Below are 26,953 nucleotides of genomic sequence, written 5' to 3' on the forward strand. Positions count from 1 at the left end.
TCTCCACACTAAAGCTGTGATTTTTATTTTTCTCGGATAGTAAGCATGTCAATTAAATCAATACCATCCCAAATATGAGAAAATACTAATGACTGCCCTAAACTGACGACCCTTTTCGCAGTTATCTCTGTATTAGCCACTTTGCTATTGAGCACATTCTCATCAACACCAAAACAGGCAATGGTTTGACAATGCTCCAACACGTCTAACTGCGCAATGCTCATTAGTTGCATATCCAGAAAACACCATATCCCGCAGTGAGCATCCACAATTTCTCTCGATATTTCCTCAACAGCGATGAGAGTTAGCATTTGATTTTTTACTTCAGCGGCTACTGGTCTTTCACTTAAAATGCCAACCTGCTGCCAATACAGTGTTTTTGCAATATATTCTGACTCATTTAGCGGCATTTCGTCGCTGATAGCCAATAACTTGGCAGATAACATCTCCCAAAATTGCTGCTGCAAATTTTGCGCCGTATTAAGCCAATAGATCACTTTTGGTGAAGAACACGCTTGTTGATAAAATGCTTTAGTATCACTTAATAAGCCATTCACTGCTTCAATCACTTGCTGTGTTGTTTCTAGCTGAATAACAGCAACGGAATACCGATCAGGAAAACAGACATCAACAGCATCTGCTTTTGCGGGAATTGCCGATATCGATGATATGGTGTTATTACTACCCCAAATCACTCTGGCATCAGCTAATTTTGATAACTGTTGTGTAACTTGATCATTTTTTTGATACTGAACTATCTTGATGTAATCTTGGAGAAAATAAAACGCATTATTACTACCAACAAACTGATTCAGTAAATAGATCAATTTATCAGCAATGACACTGGTTTGACTACTTAAGCGCAAAATACTGATATTACCAGCAAATAAAGCAACCACCAAAGAATAGAAAAATAAGGTATCAACATTACCTGGTGCAATATGAAAAACAATACCTTTTGCTGTTCTTTCTTGCCCTGCATACTGCTTAGCTATTCGTGCTAAGTTTGACTTTCTTAGCCAAAAACCTAATGCCACAATATTGGCATCTTTTTCTGAGTTACGGATCAAATAACGCCCAAGCTCACTCAAAGTATCTAGTAACTGCTGAGCAAACGGTGCTAATAATGTTTCACTATCAATATCAGCGATATGCTGTTTTTCTGATATTAAAGGAAACCGCCAGTTAAGCTCAGTCAAATTAATTTTGTGTGTCACTACAACCTCGCACCTGAGCCTGTTCAATACGTCCTAACACACTAAAATACTTTCCTTTACGTCCACATTGACAATCATCTTCACCAAGTAAAATACCAATATCTTCAGTTATAATCGCATGGCCAGGATAACTAGTCGGCAATAAAGAATTCACCTGAATAACACCTCGTTCCCCCTTAGGCAACTCTTGCATATTGGCAACATTGATTATTTGGATATCACTCCACACTGGACAATGTAAATGCCCCTGTTCACATTCAACATATACAGTTCCTGTTTGTTCAACCATGCCATAGAAATTATGGATATGAATATTGCCTAACACCTGTTTTGTTTGTTGCTTAAAAATATCATTAGACACTGCTTGCTGTTGAAGCTTTTTCCATCCTCCGCTATGCAACAAGATCCCTTGTTTAAACGGATAGCTACGAGCTAAGTTTTGCAATGCTTTAACAAAATATTGCCATACCATAAAAGTAAAACCAAAAATGAAAACCTTCTCATTTTGATAGCGGCTAAAAAACTCTGTTATCGCGTCTTCATTAATCGACATATCTTCATTTAATGCATAAGTATGATGATAACCAAATAACGATAACCCTTGTATACCGACACCTCTAGCCGAATATGAACGTTTATCTTTTATCACATTAGGATGATCAATGATCAACATCGGCAAGCGTTTTTTTCCGAGCCATTGCTTAATAATTTTGGTTAACACTCGTTGCTGACGGGCAATATTTTCTTTATCCAGCGCTATTTTCGATACTTGTGCAGAAGTGGTACCAGATGAGGTAGTAATTTTTGCAATATTTTGCTGCTCTACACTAGATAAAAAATGATGTTTAAAAATATTTGCTGCTAATGCAATAGGCGGTTGATTTTCTTTAAAAAAAAATCTAGGTTCTACTGCGTCAATAATACGACGATATGCTAGGCAAGACTGGTAATGATGCTGACTGAGTTTAAAAAGCTCTGTACTAAACAACGCTTTTTTATCGGCTTTGTTCAGTTGATATACCGGTAATTCAAGCAACTCAGTCCAATTTGCCATTAAACATCCCCTAACTGTGAATTAATAACGCTTTGGTAGTCCACTTTTCCTGACGATAACCGAGGGATAGTGTTAACCTGTGCAACCTTAATAAACTGGCTATGTACAGATAAATACTGACTTAACTGCGTTTTAATTTGCTTGATATGTTGAAGAACATCACCTTGTTCGCCCCGAATTATCTCATTTACTAACACAACAATAAGGGCATCATCTACTCCTGTACAAACAAAGTCACTATTGCTATCTAATTTCAATAACTGGCAAATAAAGCGTTCAACCTCATCTAAGCTAATGCGATGTCCTTGAATTTTAATAAATCGTTTTAATCGGCCTGCGATATAAAAATCACCTTCTCGATCATAATAAGCTAAATCGCCAGTCGCTAAAAAAGCAGGGGCTTGTACAAAAGATAAATCATCTCGCGATTCTGCATAACCCTGCATAACATTCGGTCCTGAATAACAAAGCTCGCCATTGGTATATTGAGAGTTAACTTTATTTCCTTGTTCATCAATCAACCATAGTTTTCCGTAGGGGATCACTTGACCTATTGATGTCGGCTTTTGTATCACTAGTTCCGGCGCTAAAAAACTGATCCGTGCCGTCGCTTCCGTTTGCCCATACATCAGATAAAACTGCTTATCATGGCTCTGGCACCACTCAGCTAATTGCTCAACCTGTTCAGCCGTCAATTTGCCTCCAGCAACAGCAAAAAAATCGACATCCGCAAATGGCAAACGCTTAAGCCCTAGTTTCAATAACATCTGATAATGATAGGGCACTCCATAAAAACAACGCACCTGATACTCTTTGAATAATTGCCAAAACTCTCGACTCATTAAGTTTCCATCAGTTAAAACAAGCATTGCCCCTTGTGCTAAATGACTATGTAAAACAGACAAACCAAAACTATAATGCCAAGGCAAAGTTGTCATTGTGGTCGATGCAGAAGTAATTGGTAAAAATTGACAAATAGATTGACAATTTACTGCCAGATTATCATAGCTGAGCTTTACTAACTTTTGACTAGCAGTAGAACCAGAGGTACTAATAAGTAATGCTATATCAGCATGAATCTGCTTAATTTCATTAGACGATTCAAAGCAGCACCAGTCAATCTGTTCATCACGAATAATCGCATCCACCTGATATAGCTCAAACATGTCATTGAGTTCATTGTCTGATATTGTTCGTTCAACAAACCACACAGTATGACGGGCTTGTAGCGCGGCTAAATAAAAAACAAGCGTTGATAAATTAGGCTCTGCCACGATCACTAGCAGCAATTTATCTTTCGCCGTTAACAACGTCTTAGCTTGCTGCACTTTATCATCAAGCTCTTGATAGCTAATTGTATAATTTGACTTAGGCTCAACAATCGCAGTTTTAGAGCCGTAATGCTCTGCTAAAATATCAGTATGCCAGAAACAAATGCTGTTCATTTAAACAACCAAACCACCGTCTACAGCAATAATTTGCCCCGTTATGTAACTTGCTTGTGGGCTTGAGAGAAAACAGGCGACATTAGCAATCTCTTCAGCACTACCGAGCCTTCCCAGAACCGTTTTTTCCGCCAGTTGCTTTTTTTGTTCAACAGAAAAATGTGCAACCATAGGCGTATCAATCACCCCTGGCGCAATGGCATTGACTCTGATACCCATTCCACCAAGCTCTCTTGCTAGTGATTTAGTTAGTCCTTCCAAACCAGACTTTGCTGCGGCATAAACACTTTGTCCCTGGGCCCCCTGTTGTGCAACCACAGAGCTAAAAAAAGTGATCACTCCAAATTTTGTTCTCATCATTAATTTACTGGCCTGTTGCGCCAATAAAATACTACTAGTTAGATTAGATTGAATCGTCTCAACAATGTCCTGATACTTACTCATCATCACTGGCGCCTCATATAAACTACCAGCGCAATGCACAAATACATCTAACCGTTTAAATGTCTGGTGTATATCTTTAAATAACGCAGTAATTTGCTCAGGTTCATTGTTATCACTAATCAATGAAACAATTGGGTTTTTATATTGTTTGGCTAAGGTTTCATGAAGCGCATTAAGCTTTTGCGAGTTTCGCCCACTAATAACTAACGTCACTCCTTGTTGTAAGTATTGATGGCAAACGGCCGTACCTATTCCACCGTATGCACCTGTGACCAATACAATCATAAAAACCTCGTTACCTTTTACTATTCAAATGACAAGTTTTCATCGTATTTCAATAAAGTGGCCTTAGCCTGATTAAACGAGCTCATATCAATAATATCATCAATATCGATCATCACATCAAAATCCGCTTCGAGCTGAGCGATCAAAATCATATGCGCGGTAGAGTCCCATGCGGGATGTTCACTATAAGAAAGAGAGTCATTTACCTCTTGCTCGCTAATTTCTAAAGCGGTAACAAAAGCGCTTTTTAACTTTTCTATTGCAGTCATTAAAACTACCTTAAACTTATTATTTGCTGAATATCATACGCTAAAATCGCAAAATTTTCGCTAATTTCATCTTAGCTTGATCAAAATTAGCTTGATTTAACTCCATGATAACCATACCACTTTCGTCAGTTCCAGTTATCTCGTAACCCAGTTGCGTATTATATCGTATCGCGCTTTGATTATGAGGCAATACATGTGCCAGTAATTTTCTACATTGACAACAATGAAATAAGTAATGAATAAAAACCAAAGATGGTGAAAACGCCAAAATACTATTACGATACTTTGACTCAGGATCAAGGTACAAACCTAGCTCAATAGTCTCTGCAATCAATAGTGGTTCTGATGTTAAACTTTTACCATAAATAACACCGATATGTTGCTGTTTATAGCTGATCATTAAGTACTGTTGATCATCACGATTGCTAAGTAGATGAAACCATTGTTGCTGCTGTTCCGTATTAATATAGCTTTGATCAACCATATACTTTGTAATATCTGGATGATTACGCCATTGTCTAACCTGTTCAATGTCATTTAACGTTAATGGCGTTAATTCAATTCCAAAACCTGTGAACATTTTTGCTGAATGTACATTAGTCATTCTATACTCCCATAATGCTCTGAGCTATACGCTCAGCTCCCTTACCATCAACCAACGACTCAGTTTTATTATACATTCCTTCCAGTTCATCAAAAGACTGCCACAAAGTTAACACCCTATCTACTGCCACATTAACTTGCTTAATTTCTCGTCCATCAAAGACATCACACCAACCATAATTTTGATGGCATTTAGCTGAAAGCACCTGATTTTCGGCAACAATTAAAAACACACTAGGCACACGGCAATACGCAAGTTCGTAAACAATAGCTCCCGGCGCTGTTAATGCTAAACGAGTATTATTAAGCAGTTGCGCCATATGTTGACATTGATGAATATGTTTCATGCCATATTGCTTCGTAAGTTCGTCAATTTCGTTAGTATTTTTACAACCAGCCCCTGTAACCACCACAACTGAAGCCAACAATTCTCGTGGTGCAGATATCACAAGTTTTTGTAATACAAGCAAGGTTAAACTGCCAATATCACTGCCACCAAAATTAATTAACAAATGTGTTTTATCAGCTAGTGATTTAGTATCAATTGTCAGAAATTCCTTGCGCAAAACGCTATAAGTTAAGCCGAATAGTCCCTCTCCCTGAGCTGATAATTGATAGCCAAGTTGGTCAGCCGCCGGCATAGCATTAATAATGAAATCGGCGTGAAGATCTTCGAGCTCATTTAAATCATCAAAGGTCGCTATTTTTACTGGTAGTTGTGCTAATTGCTGACGATAATCCTGATCAAATTGATATCCATCTAAAAAAATAAGCTTTCCCCCTAACTGTTTGATTAATTTTGCACAATATGCCAACTCATCGGTCTTCGTTGACTCAGCAGGCAAGTGAATTAACTGAACTTGCTTTTGTTTAAGAGAGGCTTGTAAAAATTGAGGTAACGCTTTTGCCAAGACAGAAATACCGACATTGGAAGACAATAAAGCTTCGATTACTGCCAGACAACGCATTGCATGACCAAAACCGATATCAGCGTTTGCGTCAAAGCGAAAAAGAAGATGACAATTCATCACTTAACTATTTTTATCAATATTTCTAATTACTTGAAATGCCTCGGCGGCTTCAAGGCCAACACTCATTCCACGAAATTTAGCTAAAATATCGATTCCTTGAAATGATCTTGGGTGAGGAAAAGCTCTCATTTCTTCCTGATAACAAGCCAATGCTTCAAGTTTTCTTGGCAAAAACTCAGAGATATCAGAGAACCAATTCGCTTGAAAGCCGTTCGGTTCTATGTACCATTCGGTACTTGATAATACTTCAAAAGCTAATATTCGCTTAACACTGCTATCAGGTAACGGCCGAAATGCGGTAACTACTGCTTGAGCAGTTAACCTGTGATCAATATTTAAGTCGTGTTGACTATGCGTATAAATAACCTCTGGTTGTAACTTTAAGCAGTGCCGCTCTATGGTTTGTGCAATTTCCAATAAACTAACGCTATCAAGCTGATTATCAGGAAAATCACATTGAACAACCTCTTGTATTCCCAATAGTTCAGCAGCTTTTTTTAGCGCTTTTCGCCGCTGGTCAATCGCTAAAGCATCTTTCTGTTCAATACGTGCAGACACCCCATTGGTTAGCACTATTAAACTAATATCATCACCTTTTGCGGCATGTTTAGCTAATGAGCCTCCACAACCTAATGCTTCATCATCAGCATGAGCTACAACTACTAACACCTTAGTCATTTTTTAAAATGCTCCCAAGACAATGCCGTTCCTTTTTTCAAATCATACTGCACTTGCTGACCAATCACATCAGTATAATGTTTCGGTGCCAGTCCTAAGCCAGGTCTCACAACTCGGATGTTTTCAGCAGTTAACACTTCACCTTCAACAACGTCTTTTGCAATATAAATTGAGCGACGATATTTTTTTGATGCTTGCTCTGATCTAGCACCGCCATAAAGCACCTTTCCAACGGCTTGAGCTGCCTTTTCACTTTCTTGAACCAAGAACTTGAATTCATAAGGCTCTAAAGAAAATTCAGCATCCACCCCACCTGCAGCTCGCGAAAGTACAAAATGCTTTTCAATAACCGTAGCTCCTAACGCGACACCAGTAAGCGCAACCCCGACGCTTAAAGTATGATCCGAAATTCCCACCTGACAATTAAATGTCTGTCGTAAATGCTCAATAGTTTTTAAATTAGCTTCCGCTGGAGAAGCGGGATATGCACTGGTACATTTTAATAGCACTATTTGCGAGCAGCCATGCACTCGTAATGTATCAACAGCTTCCGAAATTTCAGTTAACGAAGCCATCCCTGTTGACATAATCACAGGTTTTCCCGTTTGAGCGATCCGCTTAATAAGTGGGATATCATTATTTTCAAACGAAGCAATTTTATAGCAAGGCACATCTAAACTTTCGAGAAAATCAACCGCACTAATATCAAATGGCGAACTAAAGGCGATCAGCCCTAACTCTTTTGCTTTATTAAATAAAGTTCTGTGCCACTCCCAAGGGGTGTAAGCCTTTTGGTATAAGTTATGAAGAGAATTCCCCTGCCATAAATTATCATTTTCTAATATTTGAAAATCTTCGCTATCACAATCCAAAGTCATAGTATCTGCAGTATAGGTTTGCAGCTTAATAGCATCAACACCAGCCTTTGCCGCAGCCTCTACCATTTCAAAAGCAAGTTCAAGCGACTGACTATGATTACCAGATAGTTCCGCAATGACAAAAGGTTTATGCTGCCGACCTATTCTACGACCAGCAATTTCTACTTCAAAAGGCAAAGCTTTATTCATTATTTTTCCTTAATACTAACAATAGCGCGTACTTCATCACCATGAAAACTTGCCTGAGTAAAAGTGAAATTAAAATATTCAGTTTCAATGTATGCATGAGGATAACCATCAGCATCAAGCATTCGAATATAATCGTAAATATCATCAAGTTGCTCTAAACTAACAAGATTACTTTGTGCTGGCGTCCGACGTTTAAAAGTTACCACTTCCCCCACCTGAGGAGTCGGTTCCATATCATTTTGAATAATTTGAAAAATCAGCTGAGCAACTAATTCATCGGCACGTTGGAAAATTTCTCTAGCACTTCCTGATAATGACATTAGTAATTGTGCATAAATAGGCCCCGCATCGAGTTCCTTGGTACATTTAAAAGCAGTCAATTTAGTTTCTTTTACTTTTCGAACTATCAAGTTCTGTAAAGGACTACCGCCTCTACCAAACGGCAGGTCAGTCATATGAAAAACTACACAATTAAAACTTTCAACGATCTGCTTAGGAATAATATGAGACCAATGTGGTAAAAATATATACTTAGGCTTTAGCGCCAATAATTTGTCATATGTAAAATCACTTGGCCTAGTGATTAGGTGCCAATTTCCTTGTAGGGTTGCTTGCAACTGTTGAACAAACTCTGCATGACGGGTATGTTGTGAAACAACTAAATAGTTACTCATTAGGTGTGCATTTCCTTACCAGCAATATCCACTTTATTGACCTAGTTCGGCAAGATACGCCTGATACATATACTCAGCTCTACGCCAATCATCCTCTGTATCAATATCTTGAACTAAATAGTTTGGCAAAATATAAGGAATGGAAAACTCAGAAAATGTTCCGCCTTTTATTTCCACAAAATCTTGTGCCAACGCCCAATAAAACTGCCCTGCATCATGATAAACATCAGGCAAATCTTGAGAACGAGCACCAATAGACTCTGGGTTTAATAGAGATATATTTTTGTTTTCAACGTTAATTGTAAATGAGCGCTGCACAGGATAGTCAAATTTCCCCACACTAAACGCATAATACTTCCCTTTACAATTCATCAATTGCTCCAATGCCTCTTGAAGGTGTTGTTGTTGAACAAAAGGTGCTGTCGCATATAAGCAGCAGACATAATTGAAATCTACGCCCTGTTTTTGTAGATATTGTATCGCGTGCACAACAACTTCGTTGGTCCCCGTATAATCATCAGATAAATTAGCAGGTCTAACAAATGGCACTTCTGCACCATATTTTCTAGAAATAGCTGCAATTTCCTCATCATCCGTTGAAACAATAACATGCTCAAACAACTGAGACCGTAGTGCCGCTTCAATGCTGTACGCAATAATGGGTTTTCCACAAAATTCCCGAATATTCTTTCGAGGAATTCTTTTACTGCCCCCGCGAGCAGGAATAATTGCAATATTCTTCATTTGTTCCCTAATTTACTCTAACAAAACTTTTTTATTATCTCTGATAGAACAAGCAAAATCTCTGCCTAAATTAATTTTATTTTTACTACTATCATTAGAATAATACGAGTAAAAACAACTACCAATACTTAAATAATACTTAACATGCTTTAAAAAGATGTTTACTATGAGCTTAATTGAATGGCTCACTTTTTGCTATTACTCTTCATCATGAGTAAATTCATTATATTAAAATATTGATAAGGCAATTATGTTATCCAATCACACCATCCAAGGGTTGTACTAATGTTTAATAATAAAAATATTCTGATTACAGGTGGTACCGGTTCTTTTGGTAAATTATACGTTAAGACACTATTAGAACGATATCAACCTCGCAGAATAATTGTCTACTCCAGAGATGAATTAAAACAATATGAGATGCAACAAACGTTTAATGATAGTGCGATGCGTTATTTCATTGGTGATGTTAGAGATAAAGAAAGACTAAACCAAGCGATGAATGGTGTAGATTACGTCATTCATGCCGCAGCCCTCAAACAAGTACCCGCTGCCGAATATAATCCAACCGAATGTATTAAAACCAATATCACTGGTGCAGAAAATGTAATATCTGCAGCAATTAACAATAATGTTGAAAAAGTTATCGCATTATCAACTGACAAAGCGGCTAATCCTATAAATCTTTATGGTGCAACAAAACTCGCTTCAGACAAATTATTCGTTGCAGCAAACAATATGACAGGTGGCCATAACACCCATTTTTCAGTGGTACGATACGGAAATGTTGTAGGTTCCAGAGGCTCTGTTGTTCCTTTTTTTCAACAACTTATAGACAGTAACGCCTCTGAATTACCTATTACACATGAGAAAATGACACGATTTTGGATAACCTTACAACAAGGCGTAGATTTCGTTTTAAAAAACTTTTATCGCATGGTTGGAGGCGAAATATTTGTTCCTAAAATTCCATCAATGCGAATCAAAGATTTAGCACAAGCTATGGCACCAAATTTACCCATTAAAATTATCGGAATCCGTCCCGGAGAAAAATTACATGAAATCATGTGTCCCGCAGATGATTTTTACCACACCTTAGAATTTGAAGATCACTTTGTCATTACTCCAACGATTAATTTTACTAGTCGCACTAACGACTTTAGCGTCAACGTGCTGGGAGAAAAAGGTAAAAAAGTTGCCGAAGGTTTCGAATATAACTCACAAAACAATCCAATATTTTTAACAATAGAACAACTATTAGAATTAAATAAGTTGATTAACTGATGATTCAATATGGCAAGCAGAATATTTCTGAGAATGATATTCAGGCTGTTATTGATGTGCTTAAGTCTTCACACTTAACTCAAGGTCAAGCTATAGAAAAATTTGAACAAGATCTTACTAAGACTTGCCAAAGTCAATATGCAAGAGTTTTTTCCAATGCTACATCCGCCTTACATTGTGCTTGTCTGGCTCTAGACATTCAAAAAAATGATAGCGTATGGACATCTCCAATCTCTTTCGTAGCTTCTGCCAATTGCGCCCTATATTGTGGTGCAAAAATAGATTTTGTCGATGTCGATCATTTAACTGGCAACATATGTGCTACTGCTTTAACAGAAAAACTGATTGCAGCTAAAAAAATCAACAAATTGCCAAAAGTACTTATTGTTGTCCATCTAGCAGGACATTGTTGTGACATGGAAGCAATATATAAATTGAGTAAAGCTTATGGGTTCAGTATTGTAGAAGATGCAAGCCATGCTATTGGAGGTACATATAAAGGCAAACTCATTGGTAGTTGTCAATATTCAGATATTACAATTTTTAGCTTCCATCCTGTAAAAATAATTACTTCAGGTGAAGGTGGAGCAGCACTGACTAATTCAAAGTCATTAGCAACAAAACTTTCACTGATAAGAAGCCACGGAGTAACTCAAGATCCAAATTTGCTGACAACCAAAAGTGAAGGTCCTTGGTATTACCAACAGATTCTACTTGGCTATAATTACCGAATGACAGACATTCAAGCCGCCCTTGGCGCTTCACAACTAGAAAAATTGGATGAATTTGTTTCACAAAGAAATAAGCTTGCAAACCGCTACCACTCTCTTTTAAGAGGTAGTATGTTTCACCCATTAACCCCATATAATGATTGCTTATCTGCGTATCATCTTTACATTGTACAAAATTCATATTGGTGCAAAAACGATAAATTACGTATTTTTACACAAATGCGAGAAGCTGGAATACAAGTGCATGTACACTATATTCCTATTCACCTTCAGCCTTACTATCAAAACTTAGGCTTTAAGCAAGGAGATTTCCCTAATGCAGAGCGCTATTATCAAGAATCGATGACTCTACCATTACACCCCGCACTATCAGAGCATCAACAAAACTTTATAGTAAAAACTTTATTAGAACTAAGTGAGCCGGGTAATAACAAAACAGTACACAAGACAAATAAAGTGACAAAAAAATGACTTCTTCTATTCTAGAAGCCAATTTGGCAATTATTCTGCGACGTTGGCCAAGTATCTATCAACAATTAACAACCGCAGACTTATCGAACTACTCTGTCGAAACTGATAATAACACGTTAATTATCAATGATATTCAATTAACAAGCAATTATGAAAGAGAAAAAGAAGCCCAGCTACAAGCTCAAAGAATTCCTCAAGATAGTACCAAAGCTTTCATCTATGGTCCTGGTTTAGGTGATACATGCAATTTATTGTTAGAACGAAAACACCTCAAAAATTTGCATGTCATCACTTTAAACCCTGTCATATTTTTGCATGTATTGAATTCTATTGATAACACACGTTGGCTTAATAATAAAAAAACTCACCTTCATTGCGCGCCCCTATTTAATGAGTTGCACTCCCCTTTTTTAGCTAACCCTTCTGAGTTGGTACTAGCTAGTGATGAAAATGCTCAATTAAGAGATCGAATTGAATTAGAATTAAATAATGAAAATATAAAACTCCAGTTTACCAAAGATGAAATTCAGGAAAAAATCTTAGCTAACATAGACTATATAGAAAAAGACCCCGACATCACTAAATATAATATAGAAAGTATAGATGAGATCTTTATTGCCGCTGCTGGTCCAACTCTAGAATATCATCTTGACTGGCTTCGTAAGAACCCTAGGTACATTATTTGTGTAGACGCCGCTTTAAAAACGATATTAAATGCTGGTATCACACCAAATATAGTGATCTCGATTGATAAACATGTTTTTCATTTCTTTGATGATATTCCATATAAAAAAATTTGTCATATCCCCTTACTGTATTTTCCATCTGTAGATCGACGTCTTTTAGAGTATTGGAAAGGCCCCAGGATTTGCTCTTATAGTCAAACGCCAATGTTTTCTAAAATCAAGAAATTGAAAAAATTAACACCTTTATTTTGTGCAGGTAGCGTAATTCACCCTGCCATAGATTTTGCTGTGAAATTAGGCGCTAAATCAATAATTTTACTTGGCGCTGACTTTTCATATCCAAATAATAAATCTCATGCAGGGACATATTCACCACCTAAATCATTTATTGATGTCAGTATTGTTAATCACTGGATTTTTAATTACTTAGGAGAGAAACAACCTACCCAAGCAAACTTTAAGGGTTACGCAAGAGATTTAGAAAAATATATAGCTGAACACCCTGAAATATCATTCCTTAATGGCAGCGAGCAAAGTGCTAAAATTGAAGGTGTACCTTTATGGATAAAATAACGCAAATAACAGAAATATCTGCAGCTGGAATTCAGGTAGCCAACTACTTTCGATTAGGCTATGAAGGTCAAGCAAATAAAGAATTGATAATTTTTTTGGATAGGTTAGAGCTTCTTCTATCAGCGCAAACTGGAGAAGTTAAAAATTCAATCTTAACTTTAACTGAAGTTATGTTTCAGGCTCAAACACGCAATGATATGTTATTTTTGGCAGATATATTGCAGTACGAATTACTACCGTTATTACATAATTTATAATTTTATTATTAACCTCCATATATCACCTAATTATTGAGAATAATTATGACAAAACCATCTTCGATAGAACCTTTTTTAAAAAATGCTTATGAAGATAGGTACCTTTACAGCGTAAATAGAAACACTTTTACAAAAAGTAAGGCTTCTGAAGTATTTAATAAGTATTTTCCAAAGCTACTAAAGGAAGAGTCCACCTTTTACATCTTCGTTGGTAGTGACTCAGGTCTGCTGGTAAATTATTTATTAGAAAATAATTTACCAGCAGAGGTTAAGTTTTTATTTATTGAATTAGATAAAGTTTTCAGCACTATATCTTCTCATATTCCTAAAAGTAATAACAAAGTTCAAATAACCGACTATGCCAACTGGCTTGAAACAGCCCGTTCGATGAATATTGATGCATATATTTTTAAACAAAAAACACGCCTGATAAAATCCCTATGTGCAACGGATCTTTTTGAGAGTCATTATTTTCATTTATATCAAGATATTGAATCTAAATTTCAAGAGTATTCGTTTCAACTATTATCTATAATTGGAGGTTTTGAGTTTATTAAAAACCAACTAATTAATGTTTCTGAAAACATAATTCCTGCAACAGTTTTAAAAAACTCACTCCTCGATAAAGTTGCAATAGTTTTAGCTGGAGGGCCATCTCTAGATAAAAATATAAGTTGGATCACCAAAAATCAAGATAACTTAGTTATCATTGCCGCTTCTCGTATTTCTAAACAATTGATTAAAGCTAACCTCATTCCTGATATTGTCGTATCAGTTGATCCTAAACATAACTCCTTTGAAGTTAGTAGAGAGCTCCTTTTATTGCCTCCATCAGTACTATTTGCTCATACAATGAATGTCTACCCTGGACTGATTTCACAATGGCATGGGAAATCTGTATACATTGGGGAGTTATTACCTTGGAAAAGTAAGTTAAATATCGAAAACTTTAATGGTGAAGGGCCTACAGTTACAAATACTGCAATAAGCCTAGCTTACTTAATGGGGATTAAGAATATTTTACTAGCGGGTGTTGATTTATGCTATTCAAGGGAAGGACAAAGCCATGCTTCTGGTAGTATTGAGCAAGAAACAATAGGGACAAACCTTTCTTTTATTGGAAAGAATGTAACAACTTACACTGGAGAAGTTGCTCAAACAACAGCTCAAATGGCATTAGCAGCAGAAATGTTAAACATCCAAGCAAAAGAGTACTTAAAATACGGTATAAATTTAATAAACCTATCAGAGAATTCAGCAAGGTGTGAAAATATCCAATACCATCCTACATGTAATTTAACATTTACAGAGACAAAAGGTGACGTTCAAGGTATTTTAGATAAGTTAGTGTCAATACCAGAAAAAAAATTTAGAAAGAAACATAACACTCAATTATTAACAGAAGTCCAATCTTTAATTTTAGATTGTCATCAAATCAATAAGTTAAGTAATAAAGCACTAAAACACAATAATTTACTTTTTGCTAGAAATACGAATGATGAAGAGAAATACTTTCATAAAACTAAAATTGATCGTATAGAGAAACAATTAAATAGTAAGTTTAAAGTAGCCGCAACTTTTGTAAAAAAGTTCAACCTTCAACTATTTATCAATTGTATTCCTACATCAGATATGGATGATTGGGACGATCAAACAACTAAAAAAACTGGTGATTTATACTACCAAGCTTACTTTAAAGGAAGTGAATTGGCTATAAAGCACTTACGCGAAGCACAGAACAGGATAACCAGCCGCATTTCAGAGCTAGCATCACGCCCAAATTTAGTAGAAATATTCAAACAGTGGGATCTTGATAATCAACCAGGTAGATACCGTATTTTAGAGTCATCAAATCAGATAAAACCCGTTGACTGGGATAAAACTTCAAAAGATCTATTACTTAAATCAAAAAATAAGTTTCAGGAAATTATCACCGGCGAAACCTCGTTTAAGAAATATTTAGAAAAAAGTAGACCCAAAGACAACCCAACTAAAGGAGTCTACAAAAAAATAAAATTACTTTTTAACCAGAAAGATAAGGAAAATCTAGAAATTCTAACTGAAAACTTATTCGTTTTAGCTAACAAACATGATAAGGCTGCCCCATTATTTTATTTAGCTCAAGGATATTTACTCAGCTTAGAAAAAAAATACGAAGATGCTTTACATTCGTTTGAGGAAGTCAGTGATACATTTTTAAATGAAGATGAATTTAAGCATATTGCTAATTTGGCTCTAAAACTTAAGCTACCAGAATTGGCGGAGTCTGCTTTGTCCGCTTTAATTAACTTTAATGAAATTTATCTGCCTCTTTATGGCAACTTTTTAAAAATCATTGGTAAAACAGAAGCTGCAATAGAAGCATATACTCAGTATTTATCCCATTATAGAAATGACGTCTATAACTGGGTAAAGCTAGGTCAACTATTTATGCTCCTAAATGCGCAAGAGTCTGCTGACATGGTCTTTAAGCAAGTATTAGCTATTGAACCTGACAATAAAATAGCACAAGAATATATAGATAAAATTTCTTCTCTATAAAAGATGTAATAAAAAACAGGAAAGGTATTAGGTCAAAGAAATAGTTAACCTCTTTTCACTTGGCTGTACATATTTAATGCTTTAGATATTTTCTGTTGATTAGCATTTTCAGCGGCGACGCTGATACGTTCTTTTAGCAATACAGCAAGTTGTTTTTCGTCGTCTTTTTGTAAATGAGATAAAAATGTCTGATATTGTTGATACAGTGCGTCATCATCACTATGTTTAGCGACTACACTAGCCAACTCTTTAAGTAAGGAAAGTCGTTTGATAAGTATCTGTTCTGAACTTTCATAGTCCTCGCTACTCGCAGTAAGGATTGCCTCAGCAGATAACGACGATATCTGCTGAAAATAATCATCTATAAAACAATCAGGCGCCGACGGCATTAGTCTGAGCCTGCTCTTTTTGCTTTAGTAAATCTAACCCTTGTTGTTTTTCATTTTCTGGAATTTGGACCCACGCATCCCTCAACGGTGCTAGTAATTCAACCACTTCATTTAATGCACTCACATCTAACGACACACTTGCATCATTAATACGATCAATACAATAACCATACAAACCATCAAAGTTAGATGAGATTTCAGGCTGGCTATCAAAATCTAAAGAGTTTTGTAATGCTTGTAAAATATTAATTGCTTTGCTGAGCAAGGTAGACTTGTTAGCAAGCTCTTTACGTTCTATCGCACCTTTTGCTTGCGCAATACTTTCTAACAAACCATTGTACATCATAGATATAACTTGATGAGGATCGGCTGTAGCTAAGTTACTCTCAATATCGACACTTTTATAAGCTTTTAAATTCTTTCTCATGAGACTATCTCCTAATGAATTAGATCTCAAACATCATTAATCTTTCTTTTTCGGTAATACCAATGCCGAAGTCAGCCAATCACTGGTTGCATTATATTGTGCGACGGTAGAATCAAGAAACGTGAATTTTCTTCGTAACGTATCTTCATAATTTCTCAATTTGTCTTCTAATGCTTGATATTCATCATCTATACCAGATAGGTTTTGATTTAATAATGTTTGTCGTTTCGTCAAAGAACCATCAGAATCATTGTAACTTGCAATAAGATCACGCATCTGGATGGATACACCGTCAGAAGATGCAAAAAGCTCGCCAATTTCATTCAACTTAGTTTCCAAGGCACTATCTCGTTTCTCAACTCCGCTCGGTAACGTACCAATTCCAAAAGAAGAAACTTCCAATAAGCCAGATTTCGTAACGGTAATACCAATGTCATCCAATGAATCAATTGACCCCGATAAGCCAGAGACTGTATCTGAAATAATACTATTGAGTTGCTGCTTCATCTGGCGAATATTTGGATCAAATGCTAGTGCACCACTCTCAGGGTTTGACAAACTTGTCATAGTATTGACTAACGCATTATAACCATCAACAAATTCCGTGATTAAGTTCTTACCATTCTCTTCATCCTGAGCAATCGTTAATGTTGAAGGACTTCCCATATTAACTTTGTTAGCAGTAATGGTGACATCTTCGATGACATTTTTAAATTCATTGCTATCTTTAGTAATTTTATTGCCATCAACCCAAATAATTGCACTTGATGCCGCTTGAACTTGTGTAGCACCAGCATTGGAAATAGAGTCTAAGGTTCCGGTTGAAGTAACAGATAGATCATTCGTATCACCAGTAATTTCAGAGCTATAGCTTAAAAACGTTCCACTGTCTGTTGAGATTACATTGGCAACCACACCAAAGTTATCAGCATGTTCATTAATTTTATCGCGAATAACAGATAAAGTATCTGCTGCATCAACAGTGATATCAAAGCTGTCAGCTCCGACACCAAATGTTAAAGTGCCAGACCCCACGGTATCAGAAGCAGCCGTGAATGTTTTCGCAGATTCAACCCGAGAACCTTGCGCTAGTTGTTCAACTTCAATAGAAAATGAACCATTACTGGCAAAACCATTCGTGGTAACAGAGATATCTTCTGTACTGGTATCTATAGTTTGTTTATTAAAATCAGTGGTTTCTGATAGCTTTTTTAATACCGATTCAAACGTAGAAAGGGCTGATTTGAATGCACCCACACCTGAAATTTCAGTTCTAAGACGATCTTCTTTTTCCTGTAAACGAATTTCTGTCGGAATAGCTTCAGCATTAATATATGCTTCAATTATTCCTTCTAAATCTAATCCAGAACCAATACCTGCGGATGTAATATTCATCACAACCTCCTACTTAATATTTAACTATACTTTCTCGTCAAGAAATATACCAGTTTTCTGGTCAATATCTTGACGTACTGCATGAATTTTTCTAGCCATTTCAAGCAAGTCCTCAGAAGGAAACTGCTTTATTAATTCCTTACTGTCAGAATCAAACACTTTAATAATTGTCTTATCTGAGTGTTCATCTAATGAAAAGTTTACATTACGCTTATATAAACTCATAAACTCAGAAACAGTATTAAAAGCTTCCTCTAACTCTTGCTCTTCAACTTTTTCTTCCGCTTTTTTATCAATAACCTTATTTAAACTATTTTCATTTTCACGCTTAGCTTTTGTCTCTTCATTAGTAGAAGGAAAAATAGGTGCGGTATTAGTCGATACACGCTTTTCTTCATCTACTACAACTTGAGTTTTGGGTTGTGCAAATTCAGAGAGATGGTTAGGTGATTGACTATCTATTGCAATAGGCTTAACCATAATGAACTCCTACTTAATAAAAATGCAAAATGGCACCCTTAGTGAGTGCCATTATCTACCTTAACTTATTATAACCTTAGTTTAGTATTATAATAATGACAACGCTATTTGCGGTTGTTGGTTAGCTTGAGCTAACATCGAACTTGATGCTTGTTGTAACACGGAAGTTCTTGCTAGCATAGCAGTTTCAGCAGCAAAGTCAGTATCTTGAATACGTGAACGTGATGCCGATACATTTTCCGCGGTATTATCATTACTACGAATAATTGAAGCGAAACGGTTTTGCTTCGCACCTAAGTCGGCACGTACACCATTAATTGTTGCTAGTGCCGCATCAACAGCAGTAATCGCAGTTTGTGCGTTAGAGAAAGTAGTTAAATCACCAGCTACACTTACACCACCAGCAGATAGGTCTTTACTGATAGTAATATTGATTGTTTGACCCGCATTAGCACCGATTTGGAAATCTTCTGTGTAAGTACCATCAAGCAATTTTTTACCACCAAATTCTGTATCAGTTTGAATACGCGTTAATTCTAATTCCAACTCTGAATATTCAGCATCTAGTGCAGTTCTGTCAGCAGTGGTGTTTGAACCATTCGACGCTTGTACAGCTAGAGTACGCATACGTTGTAAGCTGTTTGTGTATTCATCTAATGCACCTTCAGCTGTTTGTGCAAGAGAGATTGCGTCATTGGCGTTACGAGATGCTTGGTTTAAGCCGTTAATTTGTGCCGTTAAACGACTAGAGATTTGTAAACCTGCTGCGTCATCTTTTGCACTATTGATACGTTTACCTGAAGATAATCTTTGATAACTAGTACCTAAAGCTTCTGTTGAACGATTCAATTGACGTTGTGAATTTAACGATGCGATGTTACTGTTTACGATTAATGCCATGATAAAAGCCTCCGGGCCAATTCGCCCTGTTAGTTATTTAGTTTTCGAGGCTAAATAACAATTCTTTATTAACGCCTCTTGAAACCTTTATCGGACACCGAAAAAAAAACTTTAAACATTTTAACAAATAAATTTGGATTTTTACCCACTACCACGCTAACCATCTGAATAATAACAAGTTTAAATATTAAAATAAAAACACAAAAACCTTCTAAAAAGAAGGTTTTTTGCTTAATCTCTTTAAAATAAGACTTATTGTAACAAGGACAATGCTATTTGAGGTTGCTGATTAGCTTGTGCCAACATCGAGCTCGATGCTTGTTGCAGTACCGTTGTTCTCGCTAATGCAGCAGATTCAGCTGCAAAATCAGTATCGGCAATACGAGAGCGTGATGCTGAAACATTCTCAGCGGTATTCTCATTACTACGGATGATAGAAGCAAAACGGTTTTGTTTCGCACCTAAATCAGCTCGTGTTCCGTTAACAACTCCTAACGCCGAATCAATATTAGTGATCATGGTTTGTGCACCAGAGAATGTTGTTAATGTACCATTAACACTTAATCCACCGGCAGTTAAATCTTTACTAATAGTGATATTAATTGTTTGTCCAGCATTAGCCCCTATCTGGAAGCTTTCGGTATAGTTACCATCAAGTAGCTTCTTACCACCGAACTCGGTATCCGCTGAAATACGTGTAAGTTCTGTTTCTAATTCAGTAAACTCTGCATCCAATGCAGCTCTATCTGCTGTTGTATTTGAACCGTTTGATGCTTGTACCGCAAGTGTACGCATGCGCTGTAGAGCATTGGTAAACTCATCTAATGCCCCTTCAGCAGTTTGTGCTAGTGAAATACCATCATTGGCATTACGGGCCGCTTGGTTCAAACCATTGATTTGTGCTGTTAGACGACTCGATATTTGCAAACCAGCTGCATCATCTTTTGCACTGTTAATACGTTTACCTGAAGATAAACGCTGGTAGTTAGTTTGTAATTCGTTTGTTGATTTACTCAAGTTTCTTTGCGCATTCAATGATGCGATATTACTATTTACGACTAAAGCCATTGCTATCATCTCCTAAGTTTTAGGTGTGGTTCGTTTGCTGATAACAACACTAATTAAGAACCACTATCAAAATTTTGTCAGTTAAACTAATGCACACCCTATGCCAAAAGTTATTTTTAAATATAATTAAATAAAGACAGTCCCTTGATTTGTACAAATGTTTGCTGTGCTGCCTGAAGCGCTACTTGGGATTGCTCAAAAGTAGCAATGGCTTTAGCAAAGTCGAGATCTTCAATATTAGAGCGGTTAGCAGACATAATAAGTTCTGCATCTGCGTGATTATTCTCTTGTGTTTCAATCAGTTTAAGCCTTATACCTGCATCGGTACGTCTGCTGGTTATATGGTTAAGTCCTTCATTGAGTTGCGTTAAAATTTCGCCGTAATCAACACCATGCTGAACAGGATCAGCTGGATTGTCGCCAACATTCATCCAATCAATAGCTGCTTTGATAGTGTCAAAAAGGCTAATTTCTTCCGTTGGAGTAATGTCAAATTCATCCCCCGGCAAAGGATTGCCACTTAGTTGAACTTCGATACCATTAAAGGCAATTGTCTGCCCTGGCACGTAACTAGTGGTGGAAAACACAGTAGCACCAGCACCATTGTTATCGACTACGGTTAAATCAGTAGGTGAGGTAAAAACAAACTTATAATCACCCGGACTTGTTATCGGGTCATAACTACTTGGATCGGCAATTACGGCACGTTGTACCGTAACTCCAGAGTTATTGTTGACATAATTAGGCGTAAAATCACCAATAGCATTTTCAACTTTTTCAAATGCTTCATCCCCTGGCTGATTAGTTTCAACCATAACATTTTTAGCTACTTGAACTTCTCTTTTTCCACTATCACCAACATAAACGACACTATTATCAGGCTGAAGGTTAAATGGACGTTTTTCTATTTGATAGCCAGCAAAGATGTATCCACCGGTTTCATCTTTCGTATTCGCAATATCGAGCATTTGTGATTGGCTATTACCTGCCAATTGCGCTAAAGATTTCAAATCTTCGTCACTTAATGAACCATTGTTTGCTTGAATAAATAACTGCTTTAACTCCTGCATTAAGCTTTCGGCATTAGCAAAAGAGGTATCTTGTAAATTATTCCGATTTTTAGCCTGAACAATATTACGTTGATACTTTTCTAAATTAGTTAATTCATTTTTGTAGCCCGTCAGCGTACCATAGGAAACAGCGTCATCTTTAGCAGTAAGTACTCGCTTACCACTTGAAATATATTTCATCTGATCATTGACACCCGATTGTTTATCACTCAATCGCTGGCTATTTTGAAAATAAAACTGTGCGGTAGAAACTCTCATCACATACTCCTACTACACTGCTGCCAATAAAGTGTCAAAAATGGTATTAGCAACAGAAATTATACGAGAAGATGCTTGGTAAGCTTGCTGAAATTTCATCATATTAGCGGCTTCTTCATCTAAGTTAACGCCTGAAGTTGCTTGGTTGCGATTATATGCTTGCGTAAATAAAGCTTGAGCGGTATCTGCAACTAACTCGGCCGATTTTGCGTTTGAGCCTACACGTGCAGTTGACTTGCCAATATTTTGACCAAAAGTTTCTTTGCCGTTATTCAACACACCTTGTTCTTGAGTTAATGCCATCATGACGGCATTACCTCCGTTACCAATACCAAAGGCATCATTAATTTCAAATACTTCTGGCGCCAGAGGCCCTTGACCAACGGGATCACCACTTAATTCAATTTGAAAAGCCATGGTTGCTGGCGCTGGAGGTAAGTCAACAACTGCCGTGCTACCAAGAGGAAAACTACCTGAGGTGATCGCACCAGCAGTGGAAGGCGGATTAGGCGGTGTCACTCCCGCATCATAAATTCGGTAATCATAATTCGCACCATTTTGATAAACATCAATAATCAAACCGCTATTGGTCACGTTAACAAAGTTTCGCGCTGCAACAGGGTCATCCATAGTAATGATATTTAATTCACCTGAGCTGACATTGTTTTGTGATGCGGTTGACTCTATCGAGGTACTGGCGGCAATACCATCACCTTGTTTCAATGTAACCTGCATTAAAGCAGCACTATTTTCAGTCGGGCGAACAATAAACTTATCACTAATAGCAGGTGCGCCTGAATCTATCACTAAAGAAAAACCTAGCCCAGTGTCATAGCTATTAGGTGGTGTGAGCACTAAAGTTTGGCTAGTTTGATCGGTTAAGTTGGTCATCAGATAATTCGTACCATCCCACTCAACTTGAAACTCATCCGTCGGTAATAAAGCAACGTCGGTAACATTAATGCTTGCTTCAAGCGTACCTGTATTACTAGAAAACTCAGCGATCCTTCCCTTCATTAAAGCGGGAGTATTAATGTCAGTAAATAAATTCAACCCTTGTTGTTTATTCAGATCTAACCCATCCGCTTGGCCTTCATTTAAGGTATGTGAAATAGCCATAGCTAAACGATTCATTTCGCTACGTAATTTGGGTAAATGCTCATCTCTAAACTCAAACTTAGCACCTAACGCACCTCCCATGGTTGCCGAGTTCAGTGCCACCTTGCCATTTGGGCTGTTTAATTGAAGCTTAGTTTTTAACGGGTCTGGATCGCCTGCTTCAATGGTTAGGGATAGCGGGGTAATACCTGCTACTAGCGTTGAACCACTACCAATCATGACTGTCATAACCCCATTAGCATCTTCAATGGTATTCACTGTGGTGTATTCACCTAGTTCAGAGACTAATTGATCGCGACGATCAAGTAAGTCATTCGGTTGTCCATGAATGGTTAAATCATTATTTTGTAGTATCTGATCATTAATTTTGGCCAACTCATAAGAAATCTTAGTAATTTTATCAGCCATTAACTGAATTTCACCGTTGGCAGATTTTTCCATTTGATCAATATTTTCGTTTAAGGAACGAAAATCACTACTTAAGATTTCTGCTTGAGATAATGCAATACTGCGTAGCCCTAAGTCACTTGGGTTATCGGCAATACTGTTCATGGTCTGATAAAATTTATCAATGGAATTATTTATCGATGTCCCCGAAAAACTCATCACTTCATTCAATTGGTTTAAATCGATATGTAAACTGTCAGCAAAACCTAAGTTGCCTTGATTAAGCAGCTGCTCTTTATAAGAAAATTGATCATAGATACGGGTAATATCTTGAATATAAGTCCCTGAGCCAATAAAATTACCACCACCGCTGTAAATACCTATGGCTGCATTCTGTTCAGCTCGCTGGCGGTTATATCCTTCGGTATTGACATTAGCGATATTGTGACCAGTCGTCGCTAACTGCTGCTGGGCGGCTAATAAACCACTCACCCCAGTTTGATATAAATTAACCGACATAACTGACACTCCTACAAATTAAGTCACATTGAAAAACACTGAGTTGTGTTATTTCATGGCCGTTTAGCCCATTTATTTCACTAAACTGGATACTTTTTGCAGAGTTGCCATGATCTTCTTGGCATAATTTGGATCTGTCGCATATCCAGCACTTTGTAAACCATGCAGGAAATGTTCCACATTACGAGATTTTGATAATGCGCCTTGATAACGCTCACTTGAAGAAAGAAATTCAATGTAATCCTTCACGCTGTCACTTAAGTTTTGATAGACCCTAAACGGTTCTTTCTTCTTCACCATAGCGCCTTGCTGAAACTCTAACGTTTCTTTATGGGTTTTATCACCAGACCAACGACTATCAGCCTTAATATTGAACAAGTTATTTGAACTCTGTCCATTGGCTGTTTTAATGATTTTTTGCCCCCAGCCTGTTTCTAATGCAGCTTGTGCAATCACTACTTGAAAAGGTACATTTAACTTGCTTTCCACCAGCTTTGCCGGTTCAGTTAATGCCGTAACAAAGTCTTTTGGCTGTTTAAACTCTGTATCAGAAAGTGAAGAAGTATTAACTTTAACTTCATCTTTTTGACTCACATAGTCAGGAAATTGACGACGCACAGGTAAGGTTAAGTCAGCACTTTGGTTAGAGCTTTTAACAGCAGTATTAAGATGAGTATCAGGATTAAAAAGGCTACTCGGGGTAAAATTTTCACTATCTCCACCCAATTGACGAACAATCAGTTCCGATAAACCTAGCGAGCCGTTATTCGATAGTTCTAGCGCCAATTGCTGATCATGCATATCACGATAAAATTTAGTGGATTGCGAATTGAATGGACTATCTGACTCCAACACATCTTGCGCACTACGCATACTTTTTAACAGCATTTGCATAAAAATCGCTTCAAATTGCTTCGCTGCTGTTTCTAATGCGGCTTTTTTCTCACCTTTATCGCTGGCATTGGACTGTTGGCGAATACTATTGAGGCCATTTAGATCAAGGTAATTTTGTGCTTCATTCATCCGGTTCATCGTCTTCATACCGATCATTAAATGATGATCAGTTCCCCTCTTAAAGCGCCAGCTTGTTCTAATGCTTCTAGAATCGCCATCACATCACCAGGACCAGCTCCGACATTATTGATAGCCCGCACTAACGTGTCTAACGTGATACCAGGGTTGAAAACAAACATTCGGTTATCACCTTGATTAACATTCACAATAGATTGCGTGGTTACCGCAGTTTCTCCATCAGCAAAAGCATCAGGCTGCGTAACTTCTTGTGTTTCATTAATGGTGACCGTAATACCACCATGAGTAATAGCCGCTGGTAATAAACGCACATCTGAGCCAATCACTATGGTGCCGGTGCGAGAATTTACAATCACTTTGGCTGCTGGAGAATCAGGTTCAAACTCTAAGTTCTCTAATACCGCTAGAAAGCTCACCCGCTGGCTGGGATCTCTAGGTGCTGTCACTTGTACTGACGTATTATCAATCGCATGAGCAATAAAAGTTGCTGGATCGTTAGGGTTAGCAAATTCACTGTTGATTGCTTTTTCTAACGCTTTAGCAGTGCTAAAATCAGCATTGCGCAAATTAAAGGTAATATGATCGCCTGAGCTAAAAGGCGAATCTACTTCTCGCTCAACAATTGCACCATTTGCAATACGGCCGACAGTTGGCGTATTAACGATTATTTTAGAGCCATCAAGCCCCTCGGCTCCTAAACCACTCACTACCACACTGCCCTGTGCAACGGCATATGCATTACCGTCAATGCCCATTAAGATTGTTTGTAATAATGTGCCACCCCGTAAACTTTGCGCACTTCCCATTGATGAAACGGTTATATCGATGGTTTGCCCCGGTTTAGCAAATGCGGGTAATTCGGCATGCACGGCAACGGCGGCAACATTTTTAATTTTCGGCTTCAAATTAGTCGGCATGGTGATACCAAAATTGCTAAGCATGGTCTTAAAACTTTGCTCGGTAAACGGACTTTGCTCACCTGTGCCAGGCAAACCTACCACTAAGCCATATCCAACTAACTGGTTTGCTCTCACACCAGCTACATCAGTCAAATCTTTAATTCGCTGGGCGTAACTTGGTAGGTTGATTAGTACCAAAGCTAATATGATAATTTTCACAATTGATGATTTCATCGTCATCTCCTACAACATGCCAAGGTTATAATGGCCACCAAGTACTACTAAAGAATTTCGATAACCAGCCTTGCTCTTGTACTTCAGCAAAAGCACCTGTGCCTGAATATTGAATACGTGCGTTCGCAACTTTTGATGAAACAATGGTATTACTAGAACTAATATCCTGTGAACGAATGATGCCAGTTAAGCGAATGTATTCATCCCCATTGTTAAGCGTCATCCATTTTTCACCTCGGATCATCAAATTGCCATTAGGTAATACTCGCAAAACATGTACAGAAATATTACCGCTAAGGCTGTTACCCTGATTAGTTTTTGAATCCCCTTTAAAATCAGATTCTTGATTCAAGCCAAATTGCAAAGCGTCATTTTTAAACGTCACTGGGGCGCCAGCTAAACCAGTAATAGGATCGAGTAAGGCACTATTTGCTTTTTTCAATTCCGTTTTGGCATTTTTCTGGGCTTGGGTACTTTCACTTAAAATCACTGAAATGATATCTCCCACCCGATGTGCTTTCGAATCAGAGTAGATATTATTAACGTAATTAGGCTTAAATAATGAACCTGTTGGTACTATCGGCTCTTCTTCCATAGCTGGTAAAATTGGTGCAAATTCAGGATCATCAGGCAATGTTTTGGCCTGCTCAATACTTGCACAACCTGTTAACGTCATCCATGCACATAACAAAATGATCAGCGTTTTCATATGACGTACCTCA

Annotated in this window: 27 protein-coding genes; 5 read left to right on the forward strand and 22 right to left on the reverse strand. The window is 37.3% G+C overall.

Annotated elements, in window-relative coordinates:
* Positions 1 to 23: 23 nt before the first annotated feature.
* The 11 genes from IV514_RS09315 to pseF are packed head-to-tail and all read right to left on the reverse strand — an operon-like array spanning position 24 to position 9,511.
* Positions 24 to 1,217 carry an acyl-CoA reductase gene (locus IV514_RS09315; RefSeq protein WP_206484760.1) on the reverse strand — a complete coding sequence of 398 codons (1,194 nt, stop codon included), beginning with the start codon at positions 1,215 to 1,217 and terminating at the stop codon, positions 24 to 26.
* Positions 1,201 to 2,271, reverse strand: coding sequence for an acyl-protein synthetase (locus tag IV514_RS09320; RefSeq protein ID WP_206484766.1), 1,071 nt, complete (start codon positions 2,269 to 2,271; stop codon positions 1,201 to 1,203). Before IV514_RS09320 ends, IV514_RS09315 begins: the two co-directional genes overlap by 17 nt.
* Complete coding sequence (locus IV514_RS09325) at positions 2,271 to 3,716, reverse strand: AMP-binding protein (protein WP_206484768.1); 1,446 nt, start codon at positions 3,714 to 3,716, stop codon at positions 2,271 to 2,273. The genes IV514_RS09320 and IV514_RS09325 overlap by 1 nt, the downstream gene beginning before the upstream one ends.
* The gene (locus IV514_RS09330) at positions 3,717 to 4,445 is read right to left on the reverse strand and encodes an SDR family oxidoreductase (protein WP_206484770.1); all 729 of its coding nucleotides are present in this window, start codon (positions 4,443 to 4,445) and stop codon (positions 3,717 to 3,719) included.
* Positions 4,446 to 4,465: 20 nt separating this feature from the next.
* A complete protein-coding gene (locus tag IV514_RS09335) occupies positions 4,466 to 4,714 on the reverse strand; it encodes an acyl carrier protein (protein ID WP_206484776.1) in 249 nt (82 codons plus the stop codon).
* Between the two features lie 40 nt (positions 4,715 to 4,754).
* A complete protein-coding gene (locus tag IV514_RS09340; RefSeq protein WP_206484778.1) occupies positions 4,755 to 5,318 on the reverse strand; it encodes a GNAT family N-acetyltransferase in 564 nt (187 codons plus the stop codon).
* A gap of 1 nt (position 5,319) precedes the next feature.
* Positions 5,320 to 6,345: a UDP-2,4-diacetamido-2,4,6-trideoxy-beta-L-altropyranose hydrolase gene (gene pseG, locus IV514_RS09345; protein WP_206484784.1), complete on the reverse strand. Its 1,026-nt coding sequence runs from the start codon at positions 6,343 to 6,345 to the stop codon at positions 5,320 to 5,322.
* A gap of 3 nt (positions 6,346 to 6,348) precedes the next feature.
* Complete coding sequence (locus tag IV514_RS09350) at positions 6,349 to 7,026, reverse strand: PIG-L deacetylase family protein (RefSeq protein WP_206484786.1); 678 nt, start codon at positions 7,024 to 7,026, stop codon at positions 6,349 to 6,351.
* Complete coding sequence (gene pseI, locus IV514_RS09355) at positions 7,023 to 8,093, reverse strand: pseudaminic acid synthase (RefSeq protein WP_206484791.1); 1,071 nt, start codon at positions 8,091 to 8,093, stop codon at positions 7,023 to 7,025. Before pseI ends, IV514_RS09350 begins: the two co-directional genes overlap by 4 nt.
* On the reverse strand, positions 8,093 to 8,767 hold the full coding sequence (locus IV514_RS09360; protein WP_206484793.1) for a formyltransferase family protein: 675 nt from the start codon (positions 8,765 to 8,767) through the stop codon (positions 8,093 to 8,095). The genes pseI and IV514_RS09360 overlap by 1 nt, the downstream gene beginning before the upstream one ends.
* 33 nt (positions 8,768 to 8,800) lie before the next feature.
* Positions 8,801 to 9,511 (reverse strand): pseudaminic acid cytidylyltransferase, encoded by a 711-nt coding sequence (pseF, locus tag IV514_RS09365; RefSeq protein WP_206484795.1) that lies wholly within the window; start codon positions 9,509 to 9,511, stop codon positions 8,801 to 8,803.
* A gap of 285 nt (positions 9,512 to 9,796) precedes the next feature.
* On the opposite strand from pseF, the gene pseB reads away from it, so the two are divergent.
* From pseB to IV514_RS09390, 5 genes are read left to right on the forward strand one after another with little or no spacing between them, the layout of a single operon-like run.
* Complete coding sequence (pseB, locus tag IV514_RS09370) at positions 9,797 to 10,795, forward strand: UDP-N-acetylglucosamine 4,6-dehydratase (inverting) (RefSeq protein ID WP_206484801.1); 999 nt, start codon at positions 9,797 to 9,799, stop codon at positions 10,793 to 10,795.
* A complete protein-coding gene (gene pseC / locus IV514_RS09375; RefSeq protein WP_206484807.1) occupies positions 10,795 to 11,997 on the forward strand; it encodes a UDP-4-amino-4,6-dideoxy-N-acetyl-beta-L-altrosamine transaminase in 1,203 nt (400 codons plus the stop codon). The genes pseB and pseC overlap by 1 nt, the downstream gene beginning before the upstream one ends.
* Positions 11,994 to 13,256 carry a 6-hydroxymethylpterin diphosphokinase MptE-like protein gene (locus tag IV514_RS09380; RefSeq protein WP_206484809.1) on the forward strand — a complete coding sequence of 421 codons (1,263 nt, stop codon included), beginning with the start codon at positions 11,994 to 11,996 and terminating at the stop codon, positions 13,254 to 13,256. Before pseC ends, IV514_RS09380 begins: the two co-directional genes overlap by 4 nt.
* Complete coding sequence (locus tag IV514_RS09385; RefSeq protein WP_206484811.1) at positions 13,244 to 13,513, forward strand: hypothetical protein; 270 nt, start codon at positions 13,244 to 13,246, stop codon at positions 13,511 to 13,513. Before IV514_RS09380 ends, IV514_RS09385 begins: the two co-directional genes overlap by 13 nt.
* Before the next feature lie 45 nt (positions 13,514 to 13,558).
* The gene (locus tag IV514_RS09390; protein ID WP_206484813.1) at positions 13,559 to 16,054 is read left to right on the forward strand and encodes a 6-hydroxymethylpterin diphosphokinase MptE-like protein; all 2,496 of its coding nucleotides are present in this window, start codon (positions 13,559 to 13,561) and stop codon (positions 16,052 to 16,054) included.
* 44 nt (positions 16,055 to 16,098) lie between these two features.
* Here IV514_RS09390 and IV514_RS09395 read toward each other — a convergent pair whose 3' ends face one another.
* The 11 genes from IV514_RS09395 to flgH all read right to left on the reverse strand — a co-directional run bounded on the left by IV514_RS09395 (position 16,099) and on the right by flgH (position 26,940).
* A complete protein-coding gene (locus IV514_RS09395; protein WP_206484814.1) occupies positions 16,099 to 16,443 on the reverse strand; it encodes a hypothetical protein in 345 nt (114 codons plus the stop codon).
* Positions 16,427 to 16,870: a flagellar export chaperone FliS gene (fliS, locus tag IV514_RS09400; protein ID WP_206484816.1), complete on the reverse strand. Its 444-nt coding sequence runs from the start codon at positions 16,868 to 16,870 to the stop codon at positions 16,427 to 16,429. Before fliS ends, IV514_RS09395 begins: the two co-directional genes overlap by 17 nt.
* Positions 16,871 to 16,906: 36 nt before the next feature.
* A complete protein-coding gene (gene fliD, locus IV514_RS09405) occupies positions 16,907 to 18,265 on the reverse strand; it encodes a flagellar filament capping protein FliD (protein WP_206484823.1) in 1,359 nt (452 codons plus the stop codon).
* 24 nt (positions 18,266 to 18,289) lie between these two features.
* Complete coding sequence (locus IV514_RS09410; RefSeq protein WP_206484824.1) at positions 18,290 to 18,745, reverse strand: flagellar protein FlaG; 456 nt, start codon at positions 18,743 to 18,745, stop codon at positions 18,290 to 18,292.
* Positions 18,746 to 18,832: 87 nt separating this feature from the next.
* Positions 18,833 to 19,645 (reverse strand): flagellin, encoded by an 813-nt coding sequence (locus IV514_RS09415; protein ID WP_206484826.1) that lies wholly within the window; start codon positions 19,643 to 19,645, stop codon positions 18,833 to 18,835.
* Positions 19,646 to 19,897: 252 nt separating this feature from the next.
* On the reverse strand, positions 19,898 to 20,713 hold the full coding sequence (locus IV514_RS09420; protein WP_206484830.1) for a flagellin: 816 nt from the start codon (positions 20,711 to 20,713) through the stop codon (positions 19,898 to 19,900).
* A 116-nt stretch (positions 20,714 to 20,829) separates the two neighbouring features.
* Positions 20,830 to 22,041, reverse strand: coding sequence for a flagellar hook-associated protein FlgL (gene flgL, locus IV514_RS09425; RefSeq protein WP_206484832.1), 1,212 nt, complete (start codon positions 22,039 to 22,041; stop codon positions 20,830 to 20,832).
* A 12-nt stretch (positions 22,042 to 22,053) separates the two neighbouring features.
* Positions 22,054 to 24,066 (reverse strand): flagellar hook-associated protein FlgK, encoded by a 2,013-nt coding sequence (gene flgK / locus IV514_RS09430; protein WP_206484834.1) that lies wholly within the window; start codon positions 24,064 to 24,066, stop codon positions 22,054 to 22,056.
* A gap of 72 nt (positions 24,067 to 24,138) precedes the next feature.
* A complete protein-coding gene (gene flgJ, locus IV514_RS09435; protein ID WP_241242265.1) occupies positions 24,139 to 25,107 on the reverse strand; it encodes a flagellar assembly peptidoglycan hydrolase FlgJ in 969 nt (322 codons plus the stop codon).
* A gap of 8 nt (positions 25,108 to 25,115) precedes the next feature.
* A complete protein-coding gene (locus IV514_RS09440) occupies positions 25,116 to 26,231 on the reverse strand; it encodes a flagellar basal body P-ring protein FlgI (protein ID WP_206484838.1) in 1,116 nt (371 codons plus the stop codon).
* Between the two features lie 25 nt (positions 26,232 to 26,256).
* Positions 26,257 to 26,940, reverse strand: a complete 684-nt coding sequence (gene flgH / locus IV514_RS09445) for a flagellar basal body L-ring protein FlgH (protein WP_206484840.1) — start codon at positions 26,938 to 26,940, stop codon at positions 26,257 to 26,259.
* Positions 26,941 to 26,953: the final 13 nt, after the last annotated feature.

The sequence above is a fragment of the Thalassotalea sp. G2M2-11 genome (genome assembly GCF_017168195.1).
GTDB lineage: Bacteria > Pseudomonadota > Gammaproteobacteria > Enterobacterales > Alteromonadaceae > Thalassotalea_E.